12 protein-coding genes are annotated in these 12,563 nt (G+C 59.5%); 4 read left to right on the forward strand and 8 right to left on the reverse strand.

The genetic code is table 11. From position 1 onward, the window contains the following. The first annotated feature begins 27 nt into the window (after positions 1-27). Entirely contained in the window at positions 28-1,233 is a 1,206-nt protein-coding gene (pncB, locus tag ACF8GF_RS03310; protein WP_176683158.1) for a nicotinate phosphoribosyltransferase, read from the forward strand. Between the two features lie 3 nt (positions 1,234-1,236). After that, positions 1,237-2,064 (forward strand): ammonia-dependent NAD(+) synthetase, encoded by an 828-nt coding sequence (gene nadE / locus ACF8GF_RS03315; RefSeq protein WP_176683157.1) that lies wholly within the window; start codon positions 1,237-1,239, stop codon positions 2,062-2,064. Positions 2,065-2,174: 110 nt separating this feature from the next. Here nadE and azu read toward each other — a convergent pair whose 3' ends face one another. Beyond that, positions 2,175-2,624: an azurin gene (gene azu, locus ACF8GF_RS03320; protein WP_129933869.1), complete on the reverse strand. Its 450-nt coding sequence runs from the start codon at positions 2,622-2,624 to the stop codon at positions 2,175-2,177. A 349-nt stretch (positions 2,625-2,973) separates the two neighbouring features. Here azu and ACF8GF_RS03325 point away from each other — a divergent pair, with 349 nt between their 5' ends. Continuing rightward, a complete protein-coding gene (locus tag ACF8GF_RS03325; protein WP_176683156.1) occupies positions 2,974-3,561 on the forward strand; it encodes a TIGR00730 family Rossman fold protein in 588 nt (195 codons plus the stop codon). A gap of 121 nt (positions 3,562-3,682) precedes the next feature. Here ACF8GF_RS03325 and ACF8GF_RS03330 read toward each other — a convergent pair whose 3' ends face one another. After that, positions 3,683-5,983, reverse strand: a complete 2,301-nt coding sequence (locus ACF8GF_RS03330; protein ID WP_176683155.1) for a YgiQ family radical SAM protein — start codon at positions 5,981-5,983, stop codon at positions 3,683-3,685. Positions 5,984-6,169: 186 nt separating this feature from the next. After that, positions 6,170-6,412 carry a DUF3077 domain-containing protein gene (locus ACF8GF_RS03335; RefSeq protein ID WP_392488486.1) on the reverse strand — a complete coding sequence of 81 codons (243 nt, stop codon included), beginning with the start codon at positions 6,410-6,412 and terminating at the stop codon, positions 6,170-6,172. An 831-nt stretch (positions 6,413-7,243) separates the two neighbouring features. Here ACF8GF_RS03335 and ACF8GF_RS03340 point away from each other — a divergent pair. Beyond that, positions 7,244-8,899 carry an ATP-binding cassette domain-containing protein gene (locus tag ACF8GF_RS03340; protein ID WP_392488481.1) on the forward strand — a complete coding sequence of 552 codons (1,656 nt, stop codon included), beginning with the start codon at positions 7,244-7,246 and terminating at the stop codon, positions 8,897-8,899. A 24-nt stretch (positions 8,900-8,923) separates the two neighbouring features. On the opposite strand, the gene dnaB is transcribed toward ACF8GF_RS03340, so the two are convergent. From dnaB to rpsF, 5 genes are all read right to left on the reverse strand, one after another. Continuing rightward, positions 8,924-10,321 carry a replicative DNA helicase gene (dnaB, locus tag ACF8GF_RS03345; RefSeq protein ID WP_021783887.1) on the reverse strand — a complete coding sequence of 466 codons (1,398 nt, stop codon included), beginning with the start codon at positions 10,319-10,321 and terminating at the stop codon, positions 8,924-8,926. A gap of 113 nt (positions 10,322-10,434) precedes the next feature. Next, positions 10,435-10,881, reverse strand: a complete 447-nt coding sequence (rplI, locus tag ACF8GF_RS03350) for a 50S ribosomal protein L9 (RefSeq protein WP_003249568.1) — start codon at positions 10,879-10,881, stop codon at positions 10,435-10,437. Positions 10,882-10,901: 20 nt separating this feature from the next. Further along, positions 10,902-11,765: a hypothetical protein gene (locus ACF8GF_RS03355; protein ID WP_176683153.1), complete on the reverse strand. Its 864-nt coding sequence runs from the start codon at positions 11,763-11,765 to the stop codon at positions 10,902-10,904. Between the two features lie 33 nt (positions 11,766-11,798). After that, on the reverse strand, positions 11,799-12,029 hold the full coding sequence (gene rpsR / locus ACF8GF_RS03360) for a 30S ribosomal protein S18 (protein ID WP_003249563.1): 231 nt from the start codon (positions 12,027-12,029) through the stop codon (positions 11,799-11,801). Positions 12,030-12,057: 28 nt separating this feature from the next. After that, positions 12,058-12,483, reverse strand: a complete 426-nt coding sequence (rpsF, locus tag ACF8GF_RS03365) for a 30S ribosomal protein S6 (RefSeq protein ID WP_021783885.1) — start codon at positions 12,481-12,483, stop codon at positions 12,058-12,060. Positions 12,484-12,563 lie beyond the last annotated feature (80 nt).

Raw genomic sequence — 12,563 nt, forward strand, 5'->3', positions numbered from 1 at the left:
CCAATCGCCGCTTCCGGAGCCCCCTTGATGAGCGAAAGCGCATTCGCCGAGCGCATCGTGCACAACCTGCTCGACACCGACTTCTACAAACTCACCATGATGCAAGGTGTGCTGCACAACTACCCGGACGCCGACGTCGAATGGGAATTCCGCTGTCGCAACGGTGAGGACCTGCGCCCCTACCTCGGCGAAATTCGCAATCAGCTCGAACGGCTTGGCGACCTCACCCTGGACGATGGCCAGCTGACCTTCCTCGAACGCATCAGCTTCCTCAAACCCGACTTTTTACGCTTTCTGCGCCTGTTCCGCTTCAACCTGCGTTACGTGCACGTCGGCATTGAAAACGACCAACTGTTCCTGCGCCTGAAAGGTCCATGGCTGCATGTGATCCTGTTCGAAGTGCCGCTGCTGGCCATCATCAGCGAAGTACGCAACCGCAATCTGCACCCGCACATGCGCCTGGCCGAGGCGCGGGACCAGTTGTACCGCAAGTTCGACTGGCTGCGCGCGCATGCCAGCGATGACGAGCTGGCCGAACTGCAGGTGGCCGACTTCGGCACCCGCCGGCGCTTTTCCAGCCGCGTGCAGGCGGAGGTGGTACGGGTGCTGCGCGACGACTTCCCCGGCCGCTTTGTCGGTACCAGCAACGTCGACCTGGCATGGAAACTGGATATCAAACCGCTGGGCACCATGGCCCACGAGTGGATCATGGCCCACCAGCAGCTCGGCCCACGGCTGATCGACAGCCAAATTGCCGCGCTGGATTGCTGGGTACGCGAGTACCGTGGTCTGCTCGGCATCGCCCTGACCGACTGCATCACCATGGATGCCTTCCTCGGCGATTTCGACCTGTACTTCGCCAAGCTGTTCGACGGCCTGCGCCATGATTCGGGCGAGCCGGTAGCCTGGGCGGAAAAGGCCATTGCCCATTACCAGAAACTGGGTATCGACCCGATGACCAAGACCCTGGTGTTCTCAGACGGCCTCAACCTGACCCGCTCACTGGAAATTTTCCGTGCCCTGCGCGGCCGCATCAACGTCAGCTTTGGCATCGGCACCAACCTGACCTGCGACATCCCGGGCGTGGCACCCATGAGCATCGTGCTTAAAATGACCGACTGCAACGGCGCGCCGGTGGCCAAGATTTCTGATGAAGCCGCCAAGACCCAGTGCCGCGACGAGAACTTCGTCGCCTACATGCGTCACGTATTCAAAGTCCCCAGCAAGGAGTAACCCATGCAAGCGGTTCAGCAAGAGATTGCCCAGGCGCTGAAGGTACAGCCGCCGTTCGCCGACGCGGCAGCGCTCGAGGCCGAAGTCGCCCGGCGCGTGGCGTTCATCAAGGACTGCCTGGCCAACGCCCGGCTCAAGACCTTGGTGCTGGGCATTAGCGGTGGCGTCGACTCACTGACTGCCGCCCTGCTCGCCCAGCGTGCCATCAACGAGCTGCGTGCCGAGACCGGCGACAAGGCCTACACCTTCATTGCCGTGCGCCTGCCGTACCAGGTACAGCATGATGAGCATGACGCCCAGGCATGCCTGGAAGTGATCAAGGCGGATGAAGTTCACACTGTGGATATCGCCCCGGCAGTGCGTGCATTGGCGGCCGAAGTGGTGGAGTTGAAAAACGGCTCGCCGACGCTGGTGGACTTCGTGGTTGGCAACGTCAAGGCGCGTACCCGGATGGTCGCCCAGTACACCATCGCTGGCGCCCGCGCAGGTCTGGTGATCGGTACCGACCACGCGGCCGAGGCAGTAATGGGCTTCTTCACCAAGTTTGGTGATGGTGCCTGCGACCTGGCGCCGCTGAGTGGGCTGGTGAAGAATCAGGTGCGGGCGATTGCGCGTAGCTTCGGTGCGCCGGAATCACTGGTGGAGAAGGTGCCAACGGCCGACCTGGAAGACCTGGAGCCGGGCAAGCCGGACGAAGCGTCACATGGCGTGACCTACCAGCAGATCGACGCCTTCCTGCATGGGCAGCCGGTTGACCAGACAGCGTTCGACATCATCGTCGCCACCTACCGCAAGACCCAGCACAAGCGCGAACTGCCGTTCGCACCTTGATAAGGCTATAGAAAAACCTGTAGGAACGGGTTTTCCGCGAATACGATGGAGAACCCACCGACGCATTCGCGGGTGAACCCGCTCCTACAGGGTTCGCCGTCAGCCTTTGATTACTTGACCACGACCTTGCCTTTCATCATCGAGATGTGGCCCGGGAAGGTGCAGAAGAAGCTGTAGTCACCACCGGCTTCCAGCTTGGATGTGTCGAACTTCACTTCGGTTTCTTTCTCAGGCGCGCCGATCATCTTGGTGTGAGCGATGATCGCGGCGTTGTCAGCCTTCAGGTAGTCCTTATCCAGACCCTGGCTCATGCCTTCGGTGGCAATAGCCTGCATGTCGGCAGTCTTGCTGATCACCAGGTTGTGGCCCATGACGTTCTTCGGCAGGTTGCCGGAGTGGGTCAGTTTGACGGTGAATTCCTTGCAGCTCTTGTCGACAGTGAATTCCTTGCTGGTGTAGGACATCTGGTCAGTCGAGTCGACAGTGACCGAGCACTCGGCGGCGAAGACAGAAGCGCTGGCGAGGGTCAGCAGAGATACCGCTACAGCTTTCGCAAACATCATGAATCTCCTTGGCAGGGTTTTATCAATTGCGAGACTGCCTGAAACCGTTCAGCCCCTTGGTGATATGGGTCAAGGGGGCGTCAAGAGGCCAGCCAGTAAATTTGTTCAATGGATTGTATACAACAATTCTAACGGCACATCATGCCCTTTTATTGGACGATGAGACAACCTCTCATTTAGGAGCAATACCAAATGCCCATCTCCAACTTCCTCAATAGCCTGCTCGCTGCCTACGCCCACGGGGCCACAGGTGCAATCTGCGAATTCTCCCGGCCAGAATGAACCCGCCCTTGGAACTGACAGGCATGCGCCGTACCCTGTGCGCCTGAGTGACAGGAGATGAGCAATGCCCGTACGTTCCGTTTGTGTGTTCTGCGGCGCCAGCATGGGCGCCAACCCTGCCTACCGTGAAGCAGCCGTCGCGCTGGGCCAGGCCATTGCCCGCCGTGGTTTGACCCTGGTGTATGGCGGTGGCGCGGTCGGCTTGATGGGTGTGGTGGCAGATGCGGCCATGGCGGCCGGTGGCGAAGTGATCGGGATCATTCCGCAGAGCCTGCTGGACGCTGAGGTCGGCCACAAGGGCCTGACCCGCCTGGAAGTGGTGGATGGCATGCATGCGCGCAAGGCCCGCATGGCCGAGCTGAGCGATGCCTTCATTGCCTTGCCGGGTGGGCTGGGTACGCTGGAGGAACTGTTCGAAGTGTGGACCTGGGGGCAGCTGGGCTATCACGCCAAGCCGCTCGGGCTACTGGATGTGAACGGTTTCTATGACAAGCTGGGCGGGTTCCTCGACCATATCGTCGAAGAAGGTTTCGTGCGCCCGCAACACCGGGCGATGTTGCTGCTGGGGCAGCAGCCAGACGAGCTGCTGGACGGGATGGACAGCTTTGTGGCGCCGGTCGCGCCTAAGTGGGTCGACAAGCAGCCTGACTGATCCAGATGGATGGGCCGAACACTGCCCCTGTGGGAGCGGGTTCACCCGCGAATCGATAGTGGATCTACCGACGCATTCGCGGGTGAACCCGCTCCCACAGGGCTCTATGTAGCCTTCAAAATCAGCGGGGAATGACAGGCTGACGCGGCTTCTTGTTGCCCTTGCCGCCCTTGCTCGCCTCTTTGCGCTCCTTGGCCGCCTGCTGGTTACGCGCAAACGCCTCGGCCTTGGCCTTCTCGCGCTTGTCCCACGGCTTGCTGCCATCGCTGCCACGCGGCGGCAGGCCGGTGTGCTGGGTCAGGATCTTCTGGTCCTTGCCCACCTTGTGGCTCCCCGCCGGGGTCGAGTTCTTGCGGCGCGCGCTCTGGTAGCTGTCGGTCTGCGGCTGGTGCGCCGGAATCAGCTGGTGCTTGCCCGGCCCGATCAGGTCGGCGCGCCCCATCCGCTGCAGCGCTTCACGCAGCATCGGCCAGCCCTTCGGGTCGTGATAGCGCAAGAACGCCTTGTGCAGACGGCGTTGCTCGTCGCTCTTGACGATCTCCACCCCTTCGCTCTTGTAGGTCACCTTGCGCAGCGGGTTCTTGCCTGAGTGGTACATGGCCGTGGCCGAGGCCATTGGCGACGGGTAGAACGCCTGTACCTGGTCGGCGCGGAAGCCGTTGCCCTTCAGCCACAGGGCCAGGTTCATCATGTCTTCGTCGGTGGTACCAGGGTGCGCGGCAATGAAGTACGGGATCAGGTACTGCTCCTTGCCCGCTTCTTTCGAGAACTTCTCGAACATGCGCTTGAAGCGGTCGTAGGTGCCGATACCCGGCTTCATCATCTTGTCCAGCGGGCCACGCTCGGTGTGCTCCGGGGCAATCTTCAGGTAGCCGCCAACGTGGTGGGTGACCAGTTCCTTGACGTACTCCGGCGATTCCACCGCCAGGTCGTAGCGCAGGCCGGAAGCAATCAGGATCTTTTTCACACCCGGCAAGGCACGGGCCTTGCGGTACAGCTCGATAAGCGAGCTGTGGTCGGTATTGAGATTTTCGCAGATACCCGGGAACACGCACGACGGCTTGCGGCAGTGCTTCTCGATATCGGGGCTTTTGCAGGCGATGCGGTACATGTTGGCAGTCGGCCCGCCAAGGTCCGAGACCACGCCGGTGAAGCCCGGCACCTTGTCACGCATCTCTTCGATTTCGTGCAGGATCGACTCGTGCGAGCGGTTCTGGATGATGCGGCCTTCGTGCTCGGTGATCGAGCAGAAGGTACAGCCACCGAAGCAGCCACGCATGATGTTCACCGAGAAACGGATCATCTCGTAGGCCGGGATGCGCTCCTTGCCATAGGCCGGGTGCGGCACACGGGCGTAAGGCATGCCGAACACGTAGTCCATTTCCTCGGTGCTCATGGGGATGGGTGGCGGGTTGAACCACACATCCACTTCACCGTGCTTCTGCACCAGCGCGCGAGCGTTGCCCGGGTTGGTCTCCAGGTGCAGCACGCGGTTGGCATGGGCATAGAGCACGGGGTCGTTACGCACCTTTTCGAAGGATGGCAGGCGGATCACCGACTTTTCCCGGGTCACGGCCGGGCTGTCGAGAATCTGCACCACCTTGGCTTCGTTCGGATCCTCCTGGTCGCCCTTGGCCTGCTCGATGGCACAGGCCTGGGTGTCCTGGGTGTTCACGTACGGGTTGATGATCTTGTCGACGCGCCCCGGGCGGTCGATACGGGTGGAGTCGATCTCGTACCAGCCTTGCGGAGTATCGCGGCGCACGAAGGCGGTGCCGCGCACGTCGGTGATGGTCTCGATCTTCTCACCGTTGGACAGGCGCTGGGCCACCTCGACCACCGCACGCTCGGCGTTGCCGAACAGCAGGATGTCGGCGCTGGCGTCGATCAGGATCGAGTGACGAACCTTGTCCTGCCAGTAGTCGTAGTGGGCGATGCGGCGCAGCGAAGCCTCGATGCCGCCGAGCACGATCGGCACATGCTTGTAGGCCTCCTTGCAGCGCTGGCTGTACACCAGGCTGGCACGGTCCGGACGGCTGCCGGCCAGGCCACCAGGGGTGTAGGCATCGTCGGAACGGATCTTCTTGTCCGCGGTGTAGCGGTTGATCATCGAGTCCATATTGCCGGCGGCCACACCGAAGAACAGGTTCGGTTCGCCGAGCTTCATGAAGTCGTCTTTCGACTGCCAGTTCGGCTGGGCAATGATACCCACGCGGAAGCCTTGGGCCTCCAGCAAACGGCCAATGATGGCCATGCCGAACGACGGATGGTCGACGTAGGCATCACCGGTCACGATGATGATGTCGCAGGAATCCCAGCCGAGCAGATCCATCTCCTCCCTGCTCATTGGCAGGAAAGGTGCTGGCCCGAAGCATTCGGCCCAGTACTTGGGATAGTCGTAGAGTGGTTTGGCTGCTTGCATGTCAGTGACCGGTTCTGGTGTGCAGGGAAATCGCGGGCGCGGAATATAGCACAAATTTTGACCAAATCCGACTGGATTCGTGGGGATTGGTGGGCGGGGCGACGGTTGGGGGATGGACGTGGCAGGTGGTTGGCTTGAGGGGTGTAGTGGGGTTGCCAGGAGTTCATGCAACCTGAAGCCAACCCCTCACTGCCTCATCCACAGCTCAGCATCATCCATCAGCGCCTTGGCCATCGCACTCAGGTAATGGGCAGCCCAGATCATCATCGGCTTCTCACCCATCAACCCGGTGATGGTCAGTTCGCGCACATAGCCCATCAACTCCGAATACTGCTCGCGGGCGCCTCTACACTGGATCCCGGGCTCGATGCGGAACAACGGGTGGGGTAAACCCGCTCCCTCAGGTACGGTGCAACTCTTGAAGCCTATGGTGAACCTGTAGGAGCGGGTTCACCCGCGAAAGGGCCAGCCCAGGCAACACATCAACGAAGCCTTACAGCAGGCCCCTGCCCCTGCATCGGGTTGTCTTCAAGAAAAGGGGGATCGTGGGGTGGATCGGGGCAAGGCGATTACTCACAGGAAAACCTGAGCCTGCTTAGACCGATGGCGATCGCGCCCCCTGCTGAGCGATCGCAATTCCTGCAGATTTTTACCGAATGTTTAGCCTATCCAGCCCTGAGAAAGTGCTAACCAGCTAATTATTGGTGCTTTTTTCTTTATCTCTCAAGAATTGTAGGAATCGACCTTCTAGTCTTAGTAAAAAATCCTACATTAACTTTCCTCAACAAATCCCGAGAAGATCTTGAACCCCAAAAAAAACAAGTGCTACAACAGTGACGCGCTGAAAGGCACACTCAAACCAACTCTATAGGAGCACTAGCCACGGGACGTCGTCGTTCTGAAATCCACACTCTGCAGATCTCACGCGTGATGAACGACACATTCACCGATTCCGAGGTTGAATTTCTCAACCTTCTGTAAAGACAAACCAGAAGGGCCTTAGCTCCTTCTGGCTCTACCAAGGATCAGTACCCGCTTTTCACCCTCCGCATACCGATCTCAGCGTGCGCGGGCAAGTCAAGCGAACACTGATCAACTTGGAAAAACATAACAAGATCGCATTCTATCGCACACTTTATGAGCACCCGAATCTCGCTACAGTTGTTCAGGTGTTCATAACCGGACTTGAACGCTTCCACCTGATCAGATCAGGTATTCCAATCGCGCCACAGAGTGCACTCAAAGGCATAAGGCAATGACATGCAAATCTATAGAGGAATGCTCGCCGCCCTCGGCGCGACACTGTTCCTGAAAATCGCGACCGTCGTACCTGCTCTAGTCTTGGCCGACATCATTGACAACCTGGCCACCTCAGCCGCGTCTTCCCAGCTTCTGCTAGGAGCCTTCATATGCCTTGTCGCATTACAAGCCTCTATGACCCCTCTACAAGCCTGGTGCCTGGCGCGGCTTTGCCAGGAACGCGTGAAGCAACTTTCCATCCGCTGGTGCCGCGAATTGCTGGACAAGCGCTTCGAGGCCTATGGACAACTCCATGGCGGAACACTGGTAAAAGTACTGGATAGGGGCATTACCGCACAGGAGCGGTGGTTGGGCTTTCTGATTGGCTCGGCATGGCCGGTGCTAGCCGAAGCTGCAGTGCTGATAACGCTCTTCGCTTACCTGGGGGCTACTTCGGTATTGATCGGCCTCATCCCTTTGAGCCTGGCCTACCTGTGGGCCAACGATCGCCTGGTGCGCTGGCGCCGGCCACATATCGAGGCAGTGAACGCGCGCGAGGATGAACTGGCGGAACAATGGGTGGATACCTTCGCCAGCGCGGCAACGGTCAAACTGGAAAAGGCCGAGGATGCTGCAATGCTCCCGGTCAACCAGACACTTTCGCACTATGCCGACTCAGCAGTGCAGGTAGCTCACAGTGGGGGTTGGATTCAGAGCCTGCGCACCCTGTTCATAGGCCTGGGCAGTGGCGGTTTGCTCATGTGGGGTATCCATGATCAGGCTCTGGCAACACCGCAATTGAGCCTGGGCGAGCTGGTTGCTCTCTTCACCTTGGTGAGCGGATTGCTGGCAGGGGTTGCGCAACTTGCTGAGGCCTGGCGATTGCTAGACCAGTTTCGGCTAGACAAACGCAAACTCGAACACTGGCTCCAGTTCCCCTCGTTCGGCCCAGCATGCACTACTGAGGCGAAGTCCCAAGACAAGGACGCTGGCCTAAGCATCGCCCCGTGCCAGTTGAGCGCTCGAGATACTGTACAACTTCACATCGAAGAACCCTTGGTACTGCACAAAGGAGAACGGGTCGCACTGATCGGGCCCAGCGGATGTGGTAAGTCGACACTTCTGCATACGCTGGCGGGAACGATATTCCCGTTGCGCAAGGATGTGCACCTGCACGGCAGGTGCCTGGCGTCGCTCGACGCTAGTGAACAATTCAGTCGATTACGACTCTGCCCTCAGGATGCGCATTTCATACCCGGCCCCCTGCCCCGCGCGGTGCTGTTCGAGCAAGCTCATGATCGCGCTCAAATCGAACGATGGCTTGAACGGTTGGGCCTGAGCAAAGACTGGTACGAACTTGATCTGGATGCACGCGCAGAATCGATATCGGGCGGCGAAGCACGCAGGCTGACGCTGCTACGCCTTCTTAATCAGCCTGGGGAATTCAATTTCTTTGACGAGCCCACAGCAGGGCTCGATGCCGCGTCGGCAGAGCTTACCTGGGACCTGTTGTTCGAAGCATTTAAAGGGCGAGGGCTGATTTGCGTGACGCATGATCAGAGCGCACTGTCGCGGTTTGACCGGGTGATCACCCTGAGCGAGGGGCGGATCATCAGCCAAGGGCAAACGAACATCGCTCAGATTTCAGAGCTAGCAGGCGCACCGCAAACCTCGTAGGAGCGGCCTTGCTAGCTCAATGGGTTATTCATCATCATCAAAGTTGTACATCCCCGGCGCCAAGTTCTCGAACCGGGTGTACTTGCCGATAAACGCCAAACGCACGAAACCGATGGGGCCGTTACGCTGTTTACCGATGATGATTTCCGCCACGCCCTTGTGCTCGGTTTCAGGGTGGTACACCTCGTCGCGGTACACGAACATGATCACGTCGGCGTCCTGCTCGATTGCACCGGATTCACGCAAGTCGGAGTTGACCGGGCGTTTGTTCGGGCGCTGTTCCAGCGAGCGGTTCAGCTGCGAAAGGGCAATGACCGGGCAGTTGAATTCCTTGGCCAGGGCCTTGAGCGAGCGGGAAATCTCGGAAATTTCGTTGGTACGGTTGTCACCGGCCGACCCCGGGATCTGCATCAGCTGCAGGTAGTCGACCATGATCATGGCGATTTCGCCATGCTCACGGGCCAGGCGGCGGGTTCGCGCGCGCATTTCCGAGGGGCTGATACCCGCCGTATCGTCGATGAACAATTTGCGGTCGTTGAGCAGGTTCACTGCCGAGGTCAGGCGCGGCCAGTCGTCGTCGTCCAGCTGGCCGGAACGGACCTTGGTCTGGTCGATACGCCCCAGGGACGAGAGCATACGCATGATCAGCGACTCACCTGGCATCTCGAGGGAGAACACCAGCACCGCCTTGTCGGTACGCAGTACGGCGTTTTCCACCAGGTTCATGGCGAAGGTGGTCTTACCCATCGACGGACGACCCGCAACGATGATCAGGTCGGCTGCCTGCAGGCCGCTGGTCTTCTCGTCCAGGTCGGTGTAACCGGTGGAGATACCGGTGATGTCGCTGTCGGAGTTGAACAGCGTATCGATACGGTCGATGGCCATGGTCAACAGTTCGTTGACACCCACCGGGCCGCCGGTTTTTGGCCGGGCCTCGGCGATCTGGAAGATCTGCCGCTCGGCGTCGTCGAGGATTTCTTCGGCGTTGCGCCCTTGCGGGTTGAAGGCGTTGTCGGCGATGTCGGTACTGATGCTGATCAGTTGGCGCAACGTGGCCCGCTCGCGAATGATCGCGGCGTAGGCCTTGATGTTGGCTACCGAGGGAGTGTTCTTGGCCAGCTCAGCCAGGTAGGCCAGCCCGCCGACTTGCGAAGACAGGCCTTCCTTGTCCAGTTGCTCGTGCAGGGTCACCACGTCGAATGGCTGGTTGGCGTCGGCCAACTTGTGCACGGCACGGAAGATCAGCCGGTGGTCATGCCGGTAGAAATCGCCATCCGACACTTGGTCCAGCACCCGCTCCCAGGCGTTGTTGTCCAGCATCAGGCCACCGAGTACGGCCTGTTCGGCCTCGATGGAATGCGGCGGCACCTTCAGGGCTGCGGTTTGCAGGTCTAGCTGTTCGGAAGTGGTGATCTCGTTCATGGCCACGAAAGAATTCTGGAGGACGAAAAAGACAAAGGGCACGGCCTGTCGAAAACAGGACCGTGCCCGATGTTAACCGCCTGACTCGCAAGGAGCCAGCCAGTTAGCGCAGCTTAGGCAGCTACGACGACCACGCGTACGGTGGCTTCAACGTCGCTGTGCAGGTGCACGGCTACGTCGTATTCGCCAACCTGACGGATGGTGCCGTTCGGCAGACGAACTTCAGCTTTGGCCACTTCAACGCCGGAGGCGGTCAGGGCGTCAGCGATGTCGTGGGTGCCGATCGAACCGAACAGCTTGCCTTCGTCGCCAGCGGTGGCAGTGATGGTCACTTCCAGCTCGGCCAGTTGGGCAGCGCGGCTTTCAGCCGAAGCTTTCTTGTCAGCGGCTGCTTTTTCCAGCTCGGCACGACGCTCTTCGAACGCAGCCAGGTTGGCGGCGTTGGCAACGGTGGCCTTGCCGAATGGCAGCAGGAAGTTACGGCCGTAACCAGCCTTAACTTTTACTTTGTCGCCCAGGTTGCCCAGGTTAGCGACTTTTTCCAGCAGGATCAGTTCCATTTGGTAAAACCTCTTAACTTTTAACCTTCACCGTTCGCGGAGTCTTTCCCCGGAGGGGACTTGCGACCGCGAAAATCAATCAGGCTGTCGACAATGGCCAAAACCATCAGCAACGGATAAATCAGCTGCATGATCAGCGGCAGCGTCACGTACATCCCCACTAGCCAGAAACCGGCCAGTCGGCCCTGTGCCACCAGCCCGTGCATCAAGGCGATGCCGGCCAGCACCAGTACCAGGCTCGAGGCAGATGCCAGGATGATGAACTGCGGCCCGATAAACGGAGCCACCACCATCACTGCCACCAAGGCCGCCGTGGCCTGTTTCGGCAACTTCAGCGCGCGAAACTCGCGACCGAAGCCTCCAGGGTTGTACAACGCTGCCTGCCAATAGCGCGCCAGCACCAAGGCCAACACACTGAACAATTGCACCGTCACTGCAGTAGAAGCGACCAGCACAGGGCGGATCAGCTCATCGGAGAGTACCGGTTGCCCCTCGATTTTCGGCATGGCTTCGGCAAACGCCTTGGCCAGCACGTCGAAGGTTTGCGCCAGCGCCAGATCGAGCACGAGGCTGAAAGCCACGGCGAACACGGCACTGAGCAGCAACACCCGGCTCCACGGATGCTCGGCACGCAACATGGCGGCCAGGGCCAGGGCACCCGCAATCACCAGAAAGGTGATGGGATCGCCCATGACCCACACGGCCAGCCCGGCCAGCAGGCCGCCAGCGATGACCGTTGTAGCATCCTTGAACCCACGCCGCAGCAGCACAAGGCTGCACGCAGCGGCACTCAACCAGAACAGCAGCGGCAGTACCGCACTGATGACCACCACCAGGGTGGCCTGCACACGACCGCGCATGATGAAACTTGCTAACGCTCGCATGCTAACCCCTTACTGCTTGTCGACGACCCGGTCTCAGCGGCCGTGGCTGTCGGTGTAGGGCAGCAGGGCCAGGAAGCGGGCGCGCTTGATAGCGGTAGCCAGCTGACGCTGATAACGAGCTTTGGTACCGGTGATACGGCTTGGAACGATCTTGCCGGTTTCGGATACGTAAGCTTTCAGGGTGTTGAGATCTTTGAAGTCGATCTCTTTCACGTCTTCAGCAGTGAAGCGGCAGAATTTACGACGACGGAAGAAACGTGCCATTTAATAGGCTCCTCTAAAGGTCCGTGGATTACTCGTCAGCGTTATCGCTGGAGTCGCTGTCATTGCTGTCATCGCCTTCGGCGGATTCAGCATGCTCAGGACGCTCACGACGCTCACGGCGCTCGCTGCGGTTTTCTTCAGCCTTCAGCATCTCGGACTGGCCGGTAACGGCTTCGTCGCGACGGATGACCAGGTTACGGATAACGGCATCGTTGTAGCGGAAGTTGTCTTCCAGCTCGGCCAGGGCCTTGCCGGTGCACTCAACGTTCAGCATCACGTAGTGAGCCTTGTGAACATTGTTGATTGCGTAGGCCAGTTGACGACGGCCCCAGTCTTCCAGGCGGTGGATCTTGCCACCATCTTCTTCGATCAGCTTGGTGTAACGCTCAACCATGCCGCCGACTTGCTCGCTCTGGTCCGGGTGAACCAGGAAGATGATTTCGTAATGACGCATGAATGCTCCTTACGGGTTAGTAGTCTGCCAGCGAATCTGGTCAGACAAGGAGTGAATGACACTGTATGTCTTGCACGGAG

It is taken from the genome of Pseudomonas sp. yb_5 (assembly GCF_043103865.1).
Taxonomy (GTDB): Bacteria; Pseudomonadota; Gammaproteobacteria; order Pseudomonadales; family Pseudomonadaceae; genus Aquipseudomonas; species Aquipseudomonas putida_Y.

Bases quoted from the DNA above. Each gene is read 5' to 3' on its own strand.
- pncB (WP_176683158.1), top strand. From the start codon at position 28: ATGAGCGAAAGCGCATTCGCCGAGCGCATCGTGCACAACCTGCTCGAC.
- nadE (WP_176683157.1), top strand. From the start codon at position 1,237: ATGCAAGCGGTTCAGCAAGAGATTGCCCAGGCGCTGAAGGTACAGCCG.
- azu (WP_129933869.1), bottom strand. From the start codon at position 2,624: ATGTTTGCGAAAGCTGTAGCGGTATCTCTGCTGACCCTCGCCAGCGCT.
- ACF8GF_RS03325 (WP_176683156.1), top strand. From the start codon at position 2,974: ATGCCCGTACGTTCCGTTTGTGTGTTCTGCGGCGCCAGCATGGGCGCC.
- ACF8GF_RS03330 (WP_176683155.1), bottom strand. From the start codon at position 5,983: ATGCAAGCAGCCAAACCACTCTACGACTATCCCAAGTACTGGGCCGAA.
- ACF8GF_RS03340 (WP_392488481.1), top strand. From the start codon at position 7,244: ATGCAAATCTATAGAGGAATGCTCGCCGCCCTCGGCGCGACACTGTTC.
- dnaB (WP_021783887.1), bottom strand. From the start codon at position 10,321: ATGAACGAGATCACCACTTCCGAACAGCTAGACCTGCAAACCGCAGCC.
- rplI (WP_003249568.1), bottom strand. From the start codon at position 10,881: ATGGAACTGATCCTGCTGGAAAAAGTCGCTAACCTGGGCAACCTGGGC.
- ACF8GF_RS03355 (WP_176683153.1), bottom strand. From the start codon at position 11,765: ATGCGAGCGTTAGCAAGTTTCATCATGCGCGGTCGTGTGCAGGCCACC.
- rpsR (WP_003249563.1), bottom strand. From the start codon at position 12,029: ATGGCACGTTTCTTCCGTCGTCGTAAATTCTGCCGCTTCACTGCTGAA.
- rpsF (WP_021783885.1), bottom strand. From the start codon at position 12,483: ATGCGTCATTACGAAATCATCTTCCTGGTTCACCCGGACCAGAGCGAG.